This is a genomic window from Clostridium thermobutyricum (assembly GCF_000371465.1).
GTDB classification, from domain to species: Bacteria; Bacillota; Clostridia; order Clostridiales; family Clostridiaceae; genus Clostridium; species Clostridium thermobutyricum.
The window spans coordinates 533,784-553,349 of sequence record NZ_KB850956.1; the positions used below are offsets into that span (position 1 = coordinate 533,784).

The 19,566-nt window shown below is 27.0% G+C and carries 16 protein-coding genes and 1 other annotated feature; of the genes, 13 read left to right on the forward strand and 3 right to left on the reverse strand.

Going from position 1 to position 19,566, the window contains the following annotated elements; genetic code table 11:
• The first annotated feature begins 20 nt into the window (after positions 1-20).
• Complete coding sequence (gene tdc, locus HMPREF1092_RS02365; protein ID WP_002596988.1) at positions 21-1,898, forward strand: tyrosine decarboxylase; 1,878 nt, start codon at positions 21-23, stop codon at positions 1,896-1,898.
• A 34-nt stretch (positions 1,899-1,932) separates the two neighbouring features.
• On the opposite strand, the gene HMPREF1092_RS02370 is transcribed toward tdc, so the two are convergent.
• Positions 1,933-2,844, reverse strand: coding sequence for an AEC family transporter (locus tag HMPREF1092_RS02370; protein ID WP_002596989.1), 912 nt, complete (start codon positions 2,842-2,844; stop codon positions 1,933-1,935).
• A 245-nt stretch (positions 2,845-3,089) separates the two neighbouring features.
• The gene (gene tyrS, locus HMPREF1092_RS02375) at positions 3,090-4,316 is read right to left on the reverse strand and encodes a tyrosine--tRNA ligase (RefSeq protein ID WP_002596990.1); all 1,227 of its coding nucleotides are present in this window, start codon (positions 4,314-4,316) and stop codon (positions 3,090-3,092) included.
• A 462-nt stretch (positions 4,317-4,778) separates the two neighbouring features.
• Positions 4,779-5,007: a binding site (T-box leader), on the reverse strand.
• A 373-nt stretch (positions 5,008-5,380) separates the two neighbouring features.
• On the opposite strand from tyrS, the gene cax reads away from it, so the two are divergent.
• Together cax and HMPREF1092_RS02385 are read left to right on the forward strand one after the other, a co-directional pair.
• Positions 5,381-6,439: a calcium/proton exchanger gene (gene cax / locus HMPREF1092_RS02380; RefSeq protein WP_002596991.1), complete on the forward strand. Its 1,059-nt coding sequence runs from the start codon at positions 5,381-5,383 to the stop codon at positions 6,437-6,439.
• 99 nt (positions 6,440-6,538) lie between these two features.
• The gene (locus tag HMPREF1092_RS02385; RefSeq protein WP_002596992.1) at positions 6,539-7,729 is read left to right on the forward strand and encodes an alanyl-tRNA editing protein; all 1,191 of its coding nucleotides are present in this window, start codon (positions 6,539-6,541) and stop codon (positions 7,727-7,729) included.
• 37 nt (positions 7,730-7,766) lie between these two features.
• Here the strand turns inward: HMPREF1092_RS02385 and HMPREF1092_RS02390 are convergent, their stop codons facing one another.
• Positions 7,767-8,534 carry a histidinol-phosphatase HisJ family protein gene (locus tag HMPREF1092_RS02390; protein WP_002596993.1) on the reverse strand — a complete coding sequence of 256 codons (768 nt, stop codon included), beginning with the start codon at positions 8,532-8,534 and terminating at the stop codon, positions 7,767-7,769.
• A gap of 100 nt (positions 8,535-8,634) precedes the next feature.
• Between HMPREF1092_RS02390 and HMPREF1092_RS02395 the strand changes: the two genes are divergently transcribed.
• The 10 genes from HMPREF1092_RS02395 (at position 8,635) to yihA (ending at position 19,451) form a co-directional block, all read left to right on the forward strand.
• Positions 8,635-8,976: a hypothetical protein gene (locus tag HMPREF1092_RS02395; RefSeq protein WP_002596994.1), complete on the forward strand. Its 342-nt coding sequence runs from the start codon at positions 8,635-8,637 to the stop codon at positions 8,974-8,976.
• 133 nt (positions 8,977-9,109) lie between these two features.
• Positions 9,110-10,363, forward strand: coding sequence for a TcaA 3rd/4th domain-containing protein (locus HMPREF1092_RS02400; RefSeq protein ID WP_002596995.1), 1,254 nt, complete (start codon positions 9,110-9,112; stop codon positions 10,361-10,363).
• 27 nt (positions 10,364-10,390) lie between these two features.
• Positions 10,391-11,662 (forward strand): murein hydrolase activator EnvC family protein, encoded by a 1,272-nt coding sequence (locus tag HMPREF1092_RS16400; RefSeq protein ID WP_002596996.1) that lies wholly within the window; start codon positions 10,391-10,393, stop codon positions 11,660-11,662.
• A 300-nt stretch (positions 11,663-11,962) separates the two neighbouring features.
• On the forward strand, positions 11,963-12,106 hold the full coding sequence (locus HMPREF1092_RS17055; RefSeq protein ID WP_002596997.1) for a hypothetical protein: 144 nt from the start codon (positions 11,963-11,965) through the stop codon (positions 12,104-12,106).
• Positions 12,107-12,129: 23 nt separating this feature from the next.
• Positions 12,130-12,954, forward strand: coding sequence for a hypothetical protein (locus HMPREF1092_RS02410; RefSeq protein WP_002596998.1), 825 nt, complete (start codon positions 12,130-12,132; stop codon positions 12,952-12,954).
• A gap of 105 nt (positions 12,955-13,059) precedes the next feature.
• On the forward strand, positions 13,060-14,349 hold the full coding sequence (gene tig, locus HMPREF1092_RS02415; RefSeq protein WP_002596999.1) for a trigger factor: 1,290 nt from the start codon (positions 13,060-13,062) through the stop codon (positions 14,347-14,349).
• 155 nt (positions 14,350-14,504) lie between these two features.
• Complete coding sequence (clpP, locus tag HMPREF1092_RS02420; protein WP_002597000.1) at positions 14,505-15,098, forward strand: ATP-dependent Clp endopeptidase proteolytic subunit ClpP; 594 nt, start codon at positions 14,505-14,507, stop codon at positions 15,096-15,098.
• Positions 15,099-15,123: 25 nt separating this feature from the next.
• Positions 15,124-16,398, forward strand: coding sequence for an ATP-dependent Clp protease ATP-binding subunit ClpX (gene clpX, locus HMPREF1092_RS02425; RefSeq protein ID WP_002597001.1), 1,275 nt, complete (start codon positions 15,124-15,126; stop codon positions 16,396-16,398).
• 141 nt (positions 16,399-16,539) lie between these two features.
• Positions 16,540-18,855, forward strand: a complete 2,316-nt coding sequence (gene lon, locus HMPREF1092_RS02430; RefSeq protein WP_002597002.1) for an endopeptidase La — start codon at positions 16,540-16,542, stop codon at positions 18,853-18,855.
• A complete protein-coding gene (gene yihA, locus HMPREF1092_RS02435; RefSeq protein WP_002597003.1) occupies positions 18,855-19,451 on the forward strand; it encodes a ribosome biogenesis GTP-binding protein YihA/YsxC in 597 nt (198 codons plus the stop codon). Before lon ends, yihA begins: the two co-directional genes overlap by 1 nt.
• Positions 19,452-19,566: the final 115 nt, after the last annotated feature.

A 19,566-nucleotide genomic window follows, 5' to 3' on the forward strand; every position in this document is an offset into this window, starting at 1 on the left:
GTAAATAAAGGAGTAAAAATATGAATGATAAAACAAATGAGGATTTAAATCTTAAAGCGGTATTTTTAGGACCTAAATCTGAAAATAAAAATACATTTGAAAAATATCTTAAAATGATGTTTGAAGATCATAGTGAATGGAGAAAAAATTATCATCCAGAAGATAAAGAAATAATAAATAGAAAAGAAAAAAGGACAGAAGACTTCCAAGAATCTGTTGATAGAATGGAAGATGTTCTTAAAGAATTATCTATAAGACTTAGATCACAATCACTTCCATGGCATTCCCCAAGATTCTTAGGTCATATGAACTCAGAAACACTTATGCCAGCAATATTAGGATATTTTGGGGCTATGTTATATAATGGAAATAACGTTGCATATGAATCTTCACCAGGAACTTCACAAATGGAAGAAGAAGTTGGAGAAGATTTTGCAAAATTAATGGGATATCAAGATGATATTGGTTGGGGTCATATTTGTGCAGATGGTTCAATTGCTAACCTTGAAGCGATTTGGTATGCAAGAAATATTAAATCATTACCACTTGCTATGAAAGAAGTTGCTCCTGAATTAGTAGAAGGAAAAGATGAATGGCAACTTTTAAATATGTCAGTTAAAGAAATATTAGATTTAGTTGAAAAAGTGCCTGATAAGCTTGATGAATTAAAAGAACATTCAGCAAGAGAAGGTGTTGAAAAAATAGCTAAATTAGGTAAATGGATAATTCCACAAACTAAACATTATTCATGGCTTAAAGCAGCTGATATTATTGGAGTTGGTCTTGAAAATGTAGAAGCTATAGAAGTAAATGAAAAATTCAGAATGGATACTGAGCTTCTAGAAAAGAAAATAAGAGAATTTGCAGCACAAAAAATTCCTGTATTTGGAGTTGTAGGAGTTGTTGGTTCAACAGAAGAAGGTGCTGTTGATGATATTCACAAAATAATTGAAGTTAGAGATAGACTTGCAAAAGAAGGAATTCATTTCTATGTACATATAGATGCTGCTTATGGAGGATATGCAAGATCAATATTCTTAGATGAAGACTTTAGTTTTATTCCAAAAGATAAACTTAAAGAAAAATATAAAGAGCATGGAGTTATTTTAGATCCAAATACAAAATGGCCTGAAGATGACACTTATGAAGCATTTAAAGCTATAAGTGAAGCAGATACAGTTACTATTGACCCTCATAAGATGGGATATATTCCATATTCAGCAGGTGGAATAGTAATTAAAGATAAGAGAATGAGAGATTCAATTTCTTATTTTGCAACATATGTATTTGAAAAAGGAATGGATATTCCAGCATTACTTGGGGCATTTATGCTTGAAGGGTCAAAAGCTGGAGCAACAGCAGCTGGAGTTTGGGCAGCACATAGAACTTTACCACTTAATATTACAGGATATGGTAGACTTATAGGAGCTTCTATTGAAGGAGCAATGAATCTATATGAATATTTAAGTGATAAGAAGTTTGTTGTTGATGGAAAAGAAATAATATTACATACTCTTATAAGACCAGACTTTAATATGGTGGATTTTGCATTTAATGAAGTAGGCAATACAGACTTAGAAAAAATGAATCAATTAAACCATGATTTCTATGAAGAAGCATCATATGTTAGAGGTGGATTATATAGCAATGATTTTATTACTTCTCATACAGATTTTGCTGTTCCAGATTATGGTGACAGTCCATTTGGATATGTTAATAATATAGGAATTTCAAGAGAAGAGTGGGATAAAGTACAAAAAGTAACAGTGCTAAGAGCTTGTGTACTTTCACCTTTCTTAAATGATAAAAAAGTATTTGCAGAGTACATGGAAAAAATAGAAAAAGCAATTCAAGATAAATTACAAAAGATATATAATGACAAAAAAATAAATAAATAAAATAAAAAGGTATCAAGATTTTCTTGATACCTTTTTATACTATATTCATTATTATAGGTATTGTTATAATAGAAAAAATAGTTGTAATAAAAACACATTGAGCAGCAAATTCAGGCTTTACTTTAAAGCTACTTGCAAAAACTGAACATACAACTGCAACAGGTAATGCTTCTAATAATACACATATACTTCTTATAAATGGTGTTGCACCCAAAATTGTGGTTAAAAAGAAAATTAGTATTGGTATTAATATAAGTTTTGTAAAACTTATATAATATAGAAGCTTTTCTTTAAACATTTCCTTTAAATTTATAGAACTTAACATAGCTCCAACAATTATCATTGATAGTGGAGTAGTCATATTTCCTATGTAACTAAGAGTTGATTGTATAGGTGAAGGAAGTTCTAAATTGAAAATGATAAGAACAATTCCTAGTAAAGTAGCAATAATACCTGGACTAAAAACTATGTTTTTAATAATTTTTAATTTATTATTTTCTTCTTTATTAAATAGTATTATTCCAATACTAAATAGGAATATACAATAAGGTATTCCATAAATTGCAGTATAAAAAACACCTAATTTTCCATAAAGTCCAGCCATTATAGGATAACCCATAAAACCAGAGTTTGAAAATAAATTAGAGAATACACAAATTGCTTTATTTTCTTTAGATAATTTTAATGCTAAAAGTTTACTTAATACATAAAGGAAAATGTGTATTATAGTTGAAAAAATAAATATTAATATTGCATTATGAATAACTGAATGTGTTATTTTATAATTAAATGAAGATAGTATTAAAAAGGGAAGTGAAACTTTAATTAAAAAGTTTGACATAGATCCAATGCTTTCTTCAGAAATTATATTTTTTTTTCTAATAAAAATTCCTACAAGCATAATTAAAAATAATATAAAAACTTCTTTTATAATAGTAAAATTCAATATAAATCACCTCTTTTACTTATACAATTATATATGGAAGATATGAATTAACTTTAAATAAATAAAAAAACCTATCTAATTTAATAGATAGGTTTTAATCCGTATATTTGTAGTAGTATAGATTATAATTTTAAAAGTTATTATATTAATTAACAAGATTTCTAATTTGGTTGATTAAATTTGTTTTGGTTGATTAATTTTAATTTGGTTGATTAATTTTAATTTGGTTGATTAATTTATTTTAATTATTTTATAACAACTTTTGTAAATCCTTTTTTACCTTTTTTGATCATTGCAAATCCTTCTGCAAAATGTTCTTTATTTAAAGTAGCTGAAATATCAGTAACTTTTTCATTGTTTAATGATAAACCGTTTTGTTGTAGTAATCTTCTAGCTTCTGATTTTGAAGGAAGAACTTTAAATTCTACTAATAAGTCTATTAAGCTAGTTCCAAGTTTATCTTCTGAAAGTTCAATAGTTGGAACATTTTCTAAATCAACTCCACCATTGAATAGAGCTTCAGCAGCTTTAGCAGCTTTTTGTGCTTCTTCTTCACCGTGAACTAATTTGGTAACTTCAAATGCTAATCTTTGTTTAGCTTTATTTATTTCTGCACCTTCAACATCACATAATGATCTGATTTCATCCATTTCAACGAATGTTAATAATTTTAAGCATTTTTCAACGTCAGCATCATCGATGTTTCTCCAGTATTGGAAGAATTCAAAAGGAGATACTTTTTCAGGGTCAAGCCATAAAGCTCCGCCAACTGTTTTACCCATTTTTTCACCTTCGCTGTTTGTTAAAAGACTACAAGTCATAGCGTATACGCTCTTAGATTTTTTCTTTCTAACTAAGTCAACACCAGCAATCATATTTGACCATTGGTCGTCTCCACCTAATTCCATTTTACATCCGAACTTTTCATTTAAAACTAAGAAATCGTAAGCTTGCATTAACATGTAGTTAAATTCTAAGAATGATAAACCTCTATCAGCTTCAAATCTTCTTTTAAAACATTCAGCAGCTAACATTTTGTTTACTGTAAAATGTCCACCAACTTCTCTTAAGAAATCAATGTAGTTTAATCCTCTAAGCCAATCAGCATTATTTACTAATATTGCTTTATCATCTGAGAAATCAATAAATCTTGACATTTGTGATTTTATTGATTCAACATTGTGATGAATTTGTTCATCAGTAAGCATTTTTCTCATGTCAGTTTTTCCACTTGGATCTCCGATAGTAACAGTACCACCACCTATTAATACAATAGGTCTATGACCAGCTCTTTGCATATGAGCCATAAACATTAATGCTATGAAATGACCAACATGTAAGCTATCAGCAGTTGGATCAAATCCAATGTAGAATGTTATTTTCTCTTTACCTAATAATTCTCTAGTTTCATTTTCATGTGTGAATTGTTTAATGTATCCACGTTCTTTTAGTGTGTCTAATACGTTTTCCATAATTTTTCCTCCATTATAATTTAAATAAAATTTTAATTTTAGTCCTATCTTATTGAATATAGTTGACCTTGTTTAAATAAAGAAATATAATAGAGTTATATAAAAATGTTATTAAATTTCTTCATTTAGAATTAGTATTTGCAATGTTGTAGGAATTCTTGCAAATATTTTTCTATACTAGGTTGGGTGATTTGATTTATATACAAATATTAAGGACTAATTTAAGCAAAATCTTAATGAAGAAAATATATTCAACTAACCTGAGTGAGAAAGATGTTATTCACGAATAATTTCCGAGGTTATTCCTGAATGATTAGTTTTATTTGAAAGGTCTTCAAAAAGTTATTTTTGTAGGCTTTTTTGCTTTACACCCAACCATGTATAAAATTTAATTAAATGAGTAAGATTTACAAAAAATAATTATAATAAGAGTTTTTGCGTATAAAAAAAACTCATCCTATAACAAAGGACGAGATTATATCACGCGGTACCACCTTAATTTATTACATAAAATTTATATGTAACCTTAATAGCTTTAACGAAGCTTATCCGATAACACCTACTAATTAAAAATTAACGTTCAATGCATGACTCCAAGACGTATTCAAAGTAAATGTCCTTGCGCCTCTCATCAACCGGCAACTTTCTGTTAAGCTTAGATACTTCTACTTGCTCTTATCATTGTCTTTATTAATTATCTTTTGCAACTGCAGCAATTGTACTGCATGTGCTTATTATATATCTGAAAAAAATAATAGTCAATACTAAAAATTTTGAATGTATATTAATAAATTTAAAACATCAAAAAAGAAAAATACTCCTAAAATATTACAAATACAGGGTTTCCAAAGAGTTTTCTTAAATTTATTATTTCTTAATAAAAAGGTTCATAGAGAATAAAAATTAATAAAAAAAAGAATACTAAATAATATATTTTTAAATATATGAGTATAAAAATAAAAATATTTTTAGTTAAAATAAATTAAAACTTAAAATATAATAAATAATTTATTTGCTTTAAAAATAAATATATTTTTATTCGATTATGGAAAAGAGGTATGATAATGAAATTTTTAAGAGTTCTATTAATATTTGTTCCAATAAGTATAATAGCTAAGTTTTTTAATTTTAATGAAACTGTAATATTTATTTTAGCAGCTTTGGCAATAATTCCATTAGCTGGACTTATGGGAGAGGCTACAGAAGCTATTTCAATTTATACGGGACCAAAATTAGGAGGATTTATAAATGCAACTTTTGGAAATGCTACAGAACTTATAATATCATTTTTTGCACTTAAAAAAGGATTATTTGAAGTTGTAAAATCTTCTATAGCAGGTTCAGTTATAGGAAATGTGTTACTTGTGTTAGGTCTTAGTATTCTCGCTGGTGGAATAAAACATAAAACTCAAAAGTTTAATAAAAATATTATTGAAGTTAGCTCCAGTATGTTGTTATTTTCTGTAATTGGATTAACAATTCCTGCAATATTCACACATACTATGGATATAAATCTTTTAAATACAAAGTATGAAGGATTAAGTATTTTAGTTGGAATAATAATGATTGTAATATACATATTAAGTTTGATTTTTTCATTTTTTACACATAAAGATATATATGCGATAGAAGAAATTGGAGGTAATTCTAATCATAAAGTAGAAAAAGGATGGAGCATGTGGAAAGCTATTTTTGTTTTACTTTTAGCCACAATTGTTATTGCAGTAGAATCTGAAATTTTAGTAGGTGCTGTAGAACCTATGACGCATGCTTTAGGTCTTAGTGAATTCTTTGTAGGAATAATAATAATTCCTATAATAGGTAATGCAGCAGAACATAGTACAGCAGTTATTATGGCAATAAAAAATAAAATGGATGTTGCATTAGAAATTGCAATAGGATCAAGTTTACAAATAGTACTTTTTGTTGCACCAATTTTAATATTTTTAAGTCTACTATTTTCTCCTATGAGTATAATATTTAATGAATTTGAATTAGTGGCACTTATAGCATCAGTTTTTATAGCTAATAGAGTAGCAAATGATGGAGAATCAAATTGGCTTGAAGGAGTGCAACTTTTAGCAGTATATATAATAGTTTCAGCGGCATTTTTTATAGTTTAATAAGATAAATAAAGGAATTATATAAAAAGTTAATACTTTTTTATATAATTCCTTTTTGCTATACTTTTTATAAAAGATTAAAGAAAGTGACGTGATTAAATGGAAAAATTATATTATGTTGATGGCTATATAAAAGATTTTTTTGCAGAAGTGACGGGTGTAGAAAAAAAAGAAGATAAATATCATATAACATTAGATAAGACAGCATTTTTCCCAGGTGGAGGAGGGCAACCACATGATATAGGAACTATAGTAGGTGTTGAAGTATTAGAAGTATATGAAAAAGATGGAGAGATATATCACGTAGTAGAAAAAGAAATATTAAAAAAACATAGATTAAAATGTGAAATTAATTGGGATAGAAGATTTGATTATATGCAGCAACACTTAGCTCAGCATCTTTTGTCAGGATGCTTTTTTAAGTTATTTAATCAAAATACTGCTGGAATACATTTAGGAAAAGAGATTAGTACTATAGATATAGTAGGAAAATTAACAGAAGAACAAATAAGAAAAGCAGAAGCTTATGCAAATGAAAATATTTTTAAGAATCTAAAAGTTGAATTTTTATTTCCTGAAAGAAGAGAGTTAAAGAAGCTAGGACTTAGAAGAGATTTACCTAAAACAGATGAAAAAATAAGAGTTGTAAAAATAGAAGATTTGGATATAAATGCGTGTTGTGGAGTTCATCCTAGTAGAACAATAGAACTTCAATGTATAAAGTTAAAGAGAGCTGAAGGGCATAAAGGAAATACTAGAATTGAATATTTAGCAGGAAAAAGAGCTATAAATGATTATATAATCAAAGATAATTTTTCAAAAAAAGTTTGTAATTATTTAAGTTGTAGTGAGGACGAAGTTATAAAAGGAATTGAAAATTTAAAAGAAGATATAAAAAATCTAAAAAATCAAAATAGAGAACTTTTAGAAAAAACAAGTGATTATGAAGTAAAAGAAATTTTAAGTAAATGTGAAGTAATAAATGGGATAAAAGTATTTAAAAAAGTATATGAGAACGGAAATATTAAAAATATAAATAAAGTTATAGAAAAAATATGTTCTATAGAAAAAACACTATCATTAGTTGGGATAACTAATGGAGAGAAGGCAAATCTTATATTTGCATCCTCTAAAGATAGTGATATTGATATGGGAAGTTTATTAAAAGATTCTATAACTCTAATTGATGGGAGAGGTGGAGGAAGTAAGTTTCTAGCTCAAGGTGGAGGAAAGAACAATAATAATATAGAAAATGCCTTAGAATATGCAATTAAAAAAATAAAAAAATAATTAAAAAGGTCTTTAGTTTTACTAAAGACCTTTTTAATTACATTAATATCATTTTTCTATTTTTAAAATAGACTGGCTTCAAAGAAAGTTTTTTGCAAATTTCTAAAGCAATATTAAAGTTTGCGCCAATAGCATCATCAGTATGAGCATCAGATCCTAATGTAACATATTTTCCACCACATTTAGCATAAAGCTCATAAATATCCAAAGTAGATTTATAAACATCTTCTAAATGTAATCTTCTAGTGTTTATTTCTAAAGCTTGTCCGTTTTTAATTAAAATAGGAAAAATTTGTTTTAAATATTCCCCATGTTCAGATACATTTAAATTATTATTTTCATAATTACAATAACGACAAGGATAGTCAATATGACCTAAAGAATCAAAATTATTAAACTCAGTAATATATTTAATAACTGCATTTAAATAATTTTTAAAATAATCTTCTCTATTTAATCCTTTTTTAGAATAAGTTAAATAGATATCTTCATCATCAACAGAATGAACAGAACCTATAATATAATCAAATGGATATTTATTTGTTTTTTCAGTATTTTCTTTTACAATACTTGAACTTAATCCAACTTCAACACCTAGAAGTAAATTATCATTTCTATAGCTTGAGTATTTTTCAAAGAATTTATCTAAATCAACTCTAAATTCATTTTTTATATGATAGTTTAAGTCTAAATGATCAGTTAATATTACTCCAATTTTTAATTCTTTAGATTTTTCTATTATAGAGGAAAGTTTCATTTGGCTATCAGATGATAATTCAGTATGCATATGAGTATCAAAAATCATTGTTTGTCTCCTTAAATAAAAATTGTTTTTTATATTATAGCATAGTATTATATGAATATATTAAGTAAAGATAAAGTATACTTATATTGGAGGAAAGAATATGAAAGAACTTTTTAAAATTAAAGATCTTGTTTTTTATGAAGAAGATTTTATAGATAACATTGAAGATTATGAGGATATTATTTATATAATTCAAGATTTCGCAAATTATTTAGAATACGAAAAAATAGTTACAGCAGATGATAATGAATGTTGTAATAAAAGCAGAAATAACTACTTTATACAAATTCATGGATATATAGATGAAAATGATGAGTTTGTAACTAAAGAAGAAGTTGATAAATATAAAAATGTATTAGCAGAAAATAAATTAGATCTATTTGTAATAAGAATATTTAAGTGTGTAGACTGTGGAAAATGGCTAATTGACATATTAGAGTAATAAATTAATGGGTATGATTTTATCATACCCATTATTAAAATATATATAAATTCAAACTTATTAAGAAAAAGTTAAAAATATTGATTTTAAATTAATGATTATTATATTATATTAATAAAAGGTTGTGTATAAAATGAAAAAAAATGTGGATTTAGATAAATTGAAAGATAAAACTGCTGAATATACAAAACTTTTGAAATATCCTAATAAACTAAAATTATTAGAATTTGCAAGTAAATATAAGAAGATTTTAATTCCAATAGTATTAATTTTATGTTTATGTTTAGGATATTTTTTAGGAACACCTAAAAATAATAGTCAACAAGTTTTAAATAAACTTCAAGTAGGTTTAGAAGATGGAAATGTTAGAACTTTAAATAGCATAATAAAAGTTAATGGTAAAAAAGCAACAGGAAATGAATTAAAGCCACTAGCAAAATATTTTCAAAACAGAAGTGATAAAGTGAGTGAATTTGTAGACTTAGTAAAAAATAATGGTACATCAAAAATTATGGAACTTAAAAAAGAAAAAGGATTTTTAGGAGATAAATATTATATAAATCTTAAAACTTTTGATTTAAAGGTAAATTCTAATTTAAGTAATACAAATATAACTTTAGATGGCCAACAAATTGAACAAGGAAAAGTAGTTAAAAATTTAATTCCAGGTGAATATACTTTAGAAGGTACTGTTGATAGCAAATATGGCTTAATAAAGGAAACTGGAGAAATAGCAGTCGTAGACAATACAAATATAAATTTAGATTTAAGAGGAGATACAGTAACAGTAAAATCTCTATATAAAGACGCCACTGTATTAATAAATGGAGTTAGTTCAGGTAAAACTGTAGAACAATTTAAGGATATTGGGCCTATGCCAGTAGATGGAAGTGTATCTTTAAGTATAGAAAAACAATTTCCTTGGGGAAAAGTTGAAGGACCTAAAGTCCAATTAGAAAATAATTCAGAGGTAAACTTAACTCTTAATATGGCAAATGATGCTCTGTGGTCTGAAGTAGATAGTGTTATACAAGGATTTTATTCAAGTGTTTTTACAGCATTAAATAATGAGAGTAAAGATAGTATCACAGGGGCTTCAGATGATGCAAAAAATAAAATTTACTCTATATTAGAAAAAAACTATGTATTCTTAAAAAATGATTATAAATTAGATAATTTAACTATTGACAAAGAAAAAAGTAATTTTACTTATGAGAATGGTATGTATAAAGGAACTGTAGTATGTGATGTAAATTATACTATAAGTAAAAATATCTTTGGAATAATAGGGATTTCAAATACAAAAGAAAATAAAAAGTTTTTTACAAATGTAATTTATAAAGATGGAAAATGGATTGTTAACAATGTAGAGAATTTTTCACTTTAGAAATTAATTTAAGGGGGATTTAAATTTATGAATAAAAAAAGGCTTTGTACTATGTTATTAGCTGTTGCTATTACTACACCACTTATAAGTGATGTAGTGGCATCTGCTGATACAAAATCACAAAACCAAATTAATGCTAATAAAGAAAAAATTAATGAGCTTGAAAAGGAAAAAGAAGATCTAAAGAATGAAAAAGATAAAGAGGTTCAAAAACTTTCAAAAGTAATGAAAGAAATTGAAGAAATGACTAAAAATCTTGATAAATATCAAAGTGTTGTAGATGAATATCAAAAAAAGATAGATTCAATAACAAGTGAAATAAATGATTTAGAAAATAGAATGGCAGAAATGCAAAGGCAAATAGATAAAACAGAAGTTGATATACAGCAGAATGAAGAAGAAAAAGCGAAAAGAGAACAAATTTTAGGAGAAAGATTAAGTAGTTATTATAAAATGGATTTCCAAGCACAATTTTTACATATGCTTTTCTCAAGTGAAAGTATTGGAGATTTCTTCTCAACATTATTTAACATAGATAAAATATTAAAAACAGACAAACAACTTATAACAGAAATACAAGAATTAAATGTTCAATTAGAAAATGAAAAAAAGTCAATTATAGAAAATAGAACAAAGGTTGAAGAAGATAAAAAGAGAGTTGAAGAAAGTAGAGCAGAAGAACAAAAGCTTCAAGATAAGGCTATAGTTGAAAGAAATAAATGGCAAGCGCAAGTAGATGACTTAGAAAAGATAGAAAATGAAAAAAGAGATATTTTAAGTAAATTAGAAAACAAAGAAAAGTCAATTGAAAATCAAATCGGAGATTTAATAGATTTTAATAAAGAGCTTCAACAAAAAATTGATGGGATATTTGATAATATAGGAAATCAAGGTGGAAGTGCTCCATCTTCTAGTGGATTTATTAGACCAAGTGGATATGGAATATCAAGTAATTATGGACCAAGAAAACATCCTGTTACAGGAAATCCAAATGGATTCCATACTGGAACTGATTTTGCAGCACCTTATGGAGCAACTACAATGGCAGCTAATAGTGGAACTGTAGTATATTCAGGATGGATGAGTGGTTATGGACAAACTATTGTAATTGATCATGGTGGAGGAGTTCAAACTCTTTATGCACATTCAAGTAGTTTACTTGTGTCAAATGGACAGAAAGTACAAAGAGGACAAGCTATTGCTAAAGTTGGAAGTACTGGTATGAGTACAGGACCTCACTTACATTTTGAAGTTAGAATAAATGGAAGACATACTAATCCTATGAACTATATTAGTTAAAACATATAACATATAATTATATTGCTTGAATTGTGATATAGTTATATGTTAATTTTATTTATAAGAGAAAAACCTATACTTAAAAAGTACAGGTTTTAAAATTTATACAAATAATGTATAAAGGTTAGATTTTTGTTAAACTCTATTTAGTGGATAAAAAATAGAATTTTATATCTAATTAAAATTATACATTATGTAAATGAAGTTTAAAAGATTATAAATAAATATTAACTGCATGTTCAAAAATAAACAAAATTTATTTAAAAATAAAAATATGGTAAGATTAAAGGAGAAATTGTTATGATACATTTAGAAAAAGATACGCTTTTAAAAGATACAATGGAATATGAAGAATATACAAAAAATGAAGCTAAGCTAACAGATGAAGAAAAAAGAGCTTTAGGAATTAAAGTATGTTCTGGATGTTGCAAAAATAGAAAATAAATATTAAGTGGGAGGGAACAAATTTGGCTAAACCGAGTATATTTAGTAAAGACTACGAGAAAAAAATGAAAAAAAGAAGATTGAAAATTTTAATAAGCATAATAGTAGTCATATTTATTGCTTTAGGTCTATTTTATGAGTTTAAGCTAAAAGGTATGGATTTTAACCAAATTGTCAATAATCTTCAAGCATGGGCTAATAATGATTCTGTTTCAAATGAACATCAACAAATTAAAAATAATCAAGCTCAAAAAGAAGAAGCTAAAAATACTGTAGGAGAACAAAAACCATCTGCTCCAGTAGATTCAGATTTAGAGTTTAAGCTTTTAGATAATGAGGTTGTTAAATTTAAAGTTCAAGAGCAAGATGGAAATAAAACATTTTTAAATATAGAAACAAAAGGTTTTTATAGTAATATATCTCCAGATAAAAAAGAAGCTGTAGTAGAAGATGAAAATCAAAATATGTTTTTAGTAAATATAAATGGTGAAGTTAAGAATATAACTAAAGCAGAATATGTTTCAAGAAAAGGAGATAAATATTCAAAGGATGCTATGATACAAAAAGAAAAAGATTCTGGAGTTAATTACTTATGGGGAGTAAATCCAACTTTCATAGATAATGATACAATAGTATATATAAGCAATCTTCCTTATTTTGGTGCATCAGCGAAGAATAAATATTTATGGATATATAATATAAAAAATTCTACTTATAAAGCTATATGGAATTCAGCATCTAATTACTTAGAAATACTAGGTGCTAATGAAGGGAAAAATAATATTAATGTAAAAGTTGGAAATGTGGAATATATTTTAGATAATCAGGGAAAGCTTTTTAAAGAATAAAATAGGAAGTAAGTAACAATAAAGTTTGATAATAGGGTCTAAACTGTGTTATAATATCCTAGTTAATAAATGTGAATAAGAACTATTTTAGGAGGAATAAATAAGATGGAAGCTAAAATGGAAAAAATAGAAGCTAACGTTGTAAAATTTGAAGTAAGAGTAGAGGCAGAAAAATTTACTGCTGCTTTAAATAAAGCATTCAATAAAAACAGAAATAAATTTAACATACCAGGATTCAGAAAAGGAAAAGTATCTATGGCAATGGTTAAGAAATTCTACGGATTAGAAGTTCTTTTTGACGATGCTGTAAATACAGTAATAAGTGAAACATACCCATCAGTAATAGATGAAAATAATATAAGACCAGTTGACTTCCCATCAATAGATGTATTAGAAGTTGGTGAAGGAAAAGAATTAGTTTATACAGCTACAGTAACTGTATATCCTGAAATAGAATTAGGAGAATATAAGGGATTAGATATTAAAAAACCTGTATATGAAGTTTCAGAAGAAGAAATAGAAAACCAACTTAAAGGAATGCAAGAAAAGAGCGCTAGAGTAGAAGTTAAAGCAGAAGGATCTTCTGTTGAAAACGGAGATATAGCTGTTATAGACTTCAAAGGATTTATCGGAGATGTTGCATTTGAAGGTGGAGAAGGACATGATTATCCATTAGAAATTGGTTCAGGATCATTCATTGGAAACTTTGAAGAGCAATTAGTTGGAATGAAAGTTAATGATAGCAAAGATGTTGTTGTTACTTTCCCAGAAAACTATGGAAAAGAAGAATTAAATGGAAAAGAAGCTAAATTCGAAGTAACTGTAAAAGAAATTAAAGTTAAAGAATTACCAGCTATAGATGATGAATTTGCATCAGAAGTTTCAGAATTTGAAACTTTAGAAGCTTTAAAAGCAGATATGAGAGAAAAATTAACTGCAGCTAATGAAGAAAAAGCAAAAAGAGAATTTGAAGATGCTTTAGTAACAGCTGTTATTGAAAACTCAAAAATGGATGTTCCAGCTGTAATGATAGAAAAAGAAATAGATGCTATGGTAGCAGATCTAGAAAATAGATTAAAATATCAAGGATTAACTCTTGATCAATACATGCAATTCACTGGAAATGATACAGAAAAAATGAGATCATACATGAAAGAAAATGCTGAAAAGAAAGTTAAAGGTGAATTAGTAATCGAAGCTTTAGCTAAAGCTGAAGATATAAAAGCAACAGAAGAAGAAGTTAATGAAAAAGCTTTAGAATTAGCTAAAATGTACACTTCAGAAGACAAAGTAGAAGATATGGCTAAAATGTTAGCTACAGCTCAAAAAGCTATGATTGAAAAAGAAGTTGTAGTTGTAAAAGTAATTAAATTATTAGAAGATAACTGCAAATAATTATAAAATATAAATAAATATGTAACTTATATAATTGCCAGAGAAATTTTATTTTCTGGCAATTATTTAAAATAAAAATTAATAAGATACTTAAGATTAATATTCAAATATTTTGTTAATACTAATAGATGTTACATTTTAAGGAGGGGAAAAATATGAGTTTAGTACCAATGGTCGTAGAACAAACTAATAGAGGTGAAAGAAGTTACGACATTTTTTCAAGATTATTAAAAGATAGAATAATAATGATAAATGGAGAGATAAATGATGTTACTTCAAATTTAGTAGTAGCACAACTTTTATTCTTAGAAAGTGAAGATCCAGATAAAGACATATATATATATATAAATAGTCCAGGTGGATCAATAACTTCAGGAATGGCTATATATGATACAATGAATTATATTAAGCCAGATGTTTGCACTATATGCATAGGTATGGCTGCTTCAATGGGAGCATTCTTACTTACTTCAGGAAAAAAAGGAAAGAGATTTGCTCTTCCAAATGCTGAAATAATGATCCATCAACCTTTAGGTGGATTCCAAGGGCAAGCAACAGATATAGATATACACGCTAAAAGAATATTAAAAATAAAAGATAAATTAAATAAGATTTTAAGCGAAAATACAAATCAACCTTTAGAAAAAATAAAGGCCGATGTTGAAAGAGATTACTTCCTAGAAGCTGATGAAGCTATGGAATATGGATTAATTGACAAGGTAATTCAAAACAATGAAATTGAAAAATAGTAGTATACTTTAGTGAGGTGAATTTATGGCTAAGTATGAAGATAAAAAACAACTAAAGTGTTCTTTCTGTGGTAAAAGTCAAGAGCAGGTTAAAAGACTAATTGCTGGGCCTGGAGTGTACATTTGTGATGAATGTATAGAGTTATGTTCAGAAATCATAGAAGAAGAAATAGTGGAAAAGAAATCAGGTGTAGTACTTGAAAAATTACCAAAACCTGCTGAAATAAAGAAATATTTAGATGATTATGTTGTAGGTCAAGATAGTGCAAAGAAATCTTTATCTGTAGCAGTTTATAATCATTATAAAAGAATAAATTCAAAACAAGGTATAGATAATGAGGTAGAACTTCAAAAAAGTAATGTTTTATTATTAGGTCCAACTGGTTCTGGTAAGACACTTTTAGCTCAAACTTTAGCAAAAATATTAAATGTACCTTTTGCTATGGCTGATGCTACTACATTAACAGAAGCAGGATATGTTGGAGAAGATGTTGAAAATATACTTTTAAAACTTATACAAAATGCAGATTATGATATTGAAAAAGCCGAAAGAGGTATCATATATATTGATGAGATTGATAAGATTACTAGAAAATCAGAAAATCCATCAATAACTAGAGATGTATCAGGTGAAGGAGTTCAACAAGCTTTATTAAAAATTCTTGAAGGAACAGTAGCTTCAGTTCCACCACAAGGTGGAAGAAAACATCCACATCAAGAGCTTTTACAAATTAATACAACAAACATTCTATTTATCTGTGGAGGAGCTTTTGATGGTATAGATAAGATCATCGAAAAAAGAACAGAGAAAAGTGGAATTGGGTTTGGAGCAACTATACAATCTAAACAAGAAAAAGATTTAGGTGTATTATTAAAAGACATAATGCCTGGAGATCTACTTAAATTTGGATTAATTCCTGAATTTGTAGGAAGACTTCCTATAGTAGTTACTCTTGAATCATTAGATGAAGAGGCATTAGTTAAAATATTATCTGAACCTAAAAATGCTCTTGTAAAACAATACAAAAAGTTATTTGAATTAGACAATATTAACTTAGTATTTAAGGATGAATCTTTAAGAGCTATTGCTAAAGAAGCAATTAAAAGAAAAACTGGAGCAAGAGGATTAAGAGCCATAATAGAAGAAGTTATGATGGAAATTATGTTTGAAGTTCCATCTGATGAAACTGTTAGTGAAGTTATAATAAATGAAGAATGTATAACTTCTAAAAAAGATCCAGAAATAATTAGAGGGAATTCTAACGAAAATTTATTAGAAAGTCCTAAAATAGAAGAATAATAAAAACTCATCTTTGTAATTCAAAGATGAGTTTTTTTAATATTTAAATATTGGATTTTTATAAAGATTGAAAAATAAGTTACTTATGTTATACTAAATAAGTATAAATATAAATTAGAAGAAGTTCGGAGGAAGATGAAAATGGAAAATAATAGAGTACTTCCTTTAATTCCTCTTAGAGGATTAACTATTTTTCCTAATATGGTTATTCATTTTGATGTGGGAAGAGAAAAATCAAAAGAAGCTATTGAAGTGGCAATGAGAGCTGATGGAGATATATTCTTAGCACCACAAAAAGATTTAGAAATAGATGAACCTAAGAAGAGTGATGTAAATAAAATAGGGACAATAGCAAATATAAAGCAAATTGTTAAATTACCTAATGATGTTTTTAGAGTTCTTATTGAAGGAAAAGAAAAAGGAAAAATATTAAAATTTAAGAATAAAAAAAGTTATTTAGAAGTAGAAGTAGAGAGAATTAAAGAAGAAGTAATAGATGATGTGGAAATAGATGCGTATTTAAGAAGCCTTAAAAAAGCTTTTATATCATATATGAAAGCTATAGGTGATACAAATCCAGAAATGATTAAAGGAGTAGAAATGGACAATGATCCTTGGAGACTATCAGATATAATTTCTGGAATTGTTGCTACAAAAGAAGCAGATAGGTTAAGTCTTTTAGAAATATCAGATTTAAAAAAGAAGATAAAAAAATTATTATTTATAATAGATGAAGAAATTTCTATTATAAAGCTTCAAAAGAAAATAGGAAAAACTGTTAAAGATAAAGCTGATAAAAGTCAAAAAGAATATTTTTTAAGAGAGCAAATAAAAGCTATACAAGAAGAACTTGGTGAAGATGATGAAGAATCAGAAATTTCTAAATTAGAAGAGCAAATACAAAATAGAAATTTACCAAAAGAAGTTAAAGAAAAAGCTTTATATGAAGTTAAGAGATTAAAATCAATGAGCTCAAATTCTTCAGAAAGCAATGTAACTAAAACATATATTGAATGGATTTTAGATATTCCTTGGGAAATATCAACAGAAGAGAATATAGATATTAATTTTGCAGAAGAAATTATTAATAGAGACCATTTTGGGCTTAAAGATGTAAAAGATAGAATAATAGAATTTTTAGCAGTAAAACAAATAAGTGGAGATATGAAAGGTCCTATATTATGTCTTGTTGGACCTCCTGGAGTTGGTAAGACATCTATTGTTAAGTCAATTGCAGAATCTATGAATAGAAAATATTCAAGAATTGCATTAGGTGGTATGAGAGATGAATCTGAAATAAGAGGTCATAGAAAAACTTATGTTGGAGCAATGCCAGGAAGAATAGCATATGCACTTAAAGGTGCTAAAAGCATGAATCCAGTACTACTTTTTGATGAAATAGATAAGATAAGTTCAAGTTATAAAGGTGAGCCATCTGATGCTTTACTAGAAGTTTTAGATTCAGAGCAAAATAATACATTTAGAGATAACTATTTAGAAGTTCCTATGGATCTTTCAAAAGTATTATTTATAGCTACAGCAAATAGCTTAGATACTATACCAAGACCACTACTAGATAGAATGGAGATAATAGAGGTATCTGGATATACTTATGAAGAAAAATTCAATATAGCTAAAAAATATTTAGTTAATAAGCAATTAAAAGAACATAATGTAACAAATAAAATAGTTAAAATATCTGATGATGCTATAAGATTAGTTATAGAAGGATATACTAGAGAATCAGGTGTCAGAGGATTAAATAGAGCATTAGGTTCATTAATTAGAAAGGCATTAACAGAAATGCTTAAGAAAGGCAATAAGTCTATAACAGTAAATAGTAAAAAAGCAGAAGAACTTTTAGGAAAAAGATTTTATTCATTAGAAACAATGGATAAAGAGGATAAAGTTGGGGTAGTTACTGGAATGGCTTGGACTGCTTATGGTGGAGATACTTTACCTGTAGAAGCTATGGTTATGGAAGGTACAGGTAAGCTTCAGTTAACAGGAAAACTTGGAGATGTTATGCAAGAATCTGCAAAAGCTGCATTTACTTATGTTAGAGCAAATGCTAAAAAGTATGGAATAGATGTAGAATTCTATAAAAAGAAAGATGTTCATATTCATGTTCCAGAAGGAGCAGTGCCAAAAGATGGTCCCTCTGCTGGAGTAACAATGGTAACAGCTTTAGTATCAGCACTTTCAGAAAAAAAAGTTAAATATAATATAGCCATGACAGGAGAAGTAACTTTAACAGGTAGAGTTTTACCAATAGGTGGACTTAAAGAGAAAGCTCTTGCAGCTTCTAGATTTGGAATAGACACTATAATAATTCCTAAAGAAAATGAAAAAGATATAGATAAGATACCTGATTCAGTTAAAGACAGCTTAAACATAATAACTGCAAGTCATGTTGATACTGTTTTAGAAAATGCGATAATTGGAGTGAATAAATAATGAGAATAAAACAATCAGAATTTATAACATCAGCTGTTAGGAAACCACAATATCCTACTGATGAAAGAGTTGAAATTGCTTTTGTAGGAAGATCAAATGTTGGTAAAAGTTCTATAATAAATGCTCTTACGAATAGAAAAAAATTAGCAAAAGTTAGTCAAACTCCAGGAAAAACAAAGTTAATTAATTTCTTTTTAATTAATAATGATTTTTATCTTGTAGATTTACCTGGATATGGATATGCTAAAGTTTCTAAAGCTGAAAAAGAAAGCTGGGGAAAAACAATAGAGGATTATCTTGCAGGAAGAGAAGAACTTAAGAGGGTTGTTCTTTTAGTAGATTCAAGACATAAGCCAACTGCTGATGATATACTGATGCATGAATGGATTCTTCATTATGGATATGATGTTATTGTTGTTGCAACTAAAAGCGATAAGCTTTCAAATAATGAATTAAGAAAAAGTGAAAAAGTTATAAGAGAAACATTAAAGCTACAAAAAGAAGATAAATTATATTTCTTTTCATCTTTAAATAAAAAAGGAAAAGATGAATTAATAAATAATTTATTTGAAGATTTAGCTACAGATTTAGATTAAATTTATATTGGACTGAGAAATTAAAAAATTTCTCAGTCCTTTTTATTTAGTTTTGTGTCAAAAATAATGACGTCTCATACAATATAGTATAAACAACAAAAAAACAAAAAAACTT

Excerpts from the sequence above, each read along its gene's own strand:
- HMPREF1092_RS02395 (WP_002596994.1), top strand. The coding sequence starts at position 8,635 with ATGAAAGAACTTTTTAAAATTAAAGATCTTGTTTTTTATGAAGAAGAT.
- clpP (WP_002597000.1), top strand. The coding sequence starts at position 14,505 with ATGAGTTTAGTACCAATGGTCGTAGAACAAACTAATAGAGGTGAAAGA.
- tyrS (WP_002596990.1), bottom strand. The coding sequence starts at position 4,316 with ATGGAAAACGTATTAGACACACTAAAAGAACGTGGATACATTAAACAA.
- yihA (WP_002597003.1), top strand. The coding sequence starts at position 18,855 with ATGAGAATAAAACAATCAGAATTTATAACATCAGCTGTTAGGAAACCA.
- clpX (WP_002597001.1), top strand. The coding sequence starts at position 15,124 with ATGGCTAAGTATGAAGATAAAAAACAACTAAAGTGTTCTTTCTGTGGT.
- HMPREF1092_RS17055 (WP_002596997.1), top strand. The coding sequence starts at position 11,963 with ATGATACATTTAGAAAAAGATACGCTTTTAAAAGATACAATGGAATAT.
- tig (WP_002596999.1), top strand. The coding sequence starts at position 13,060 with ATGGAAGCTAAAATGGAAAAAATAGAAGCTAACGTTGTAAAATTTGAA.
- HMPREF1092_RS02400 (WP_002596995.1), top strand. The coding sequence starts at position 9,110 with ATGAAAAAAAATGTGGATTTAGATAAATTGAAAGATAAAACTGCTGAA.
- cax (WP_002596991.1), top strand. The coding sequence starts at position 5,381 with ATGAAATTTTTAAGAGTTCTATTAATATTTGTTCCAATAAGTATAATA.
- HMPREF1092_RS02390 (WP_002596993.1), bottom strand. The coding sequence starts at position 8,534 with ATGATTTTTGATACTCATATGCATACTGAATTATCATCTGATAGCCAA.
- HMPREF1092_RS02385 (WP_002596992.1), top strand. The coding sequence starts at position 6,539 with ATGGAAAAATTATATTATGTTGATGGCTATATAAAAGATTTTTTTGCA.
- HMPREF1092_RS16400 (WP_002596996.1), top strand. The coding sequence starts at position 10,391 with ATGAATAAAAAAAGGCTTTGTACTATGTTATTAGCTGTTGCTATTACT.
- lon (WP_002597002.1), top strand. The coding sequence starts at position 16,540 with ATGGAAAATAATAGAGTACTTCCTTTAATTCCTCTTAGAGGATTAACT.
- tdc (WP_002596988.1), top strand. The coding sequence starts at position 21 with ATGAATGATAAAACAAATGAGGATTTAAATCTTAAAGCGGTATTTTTA.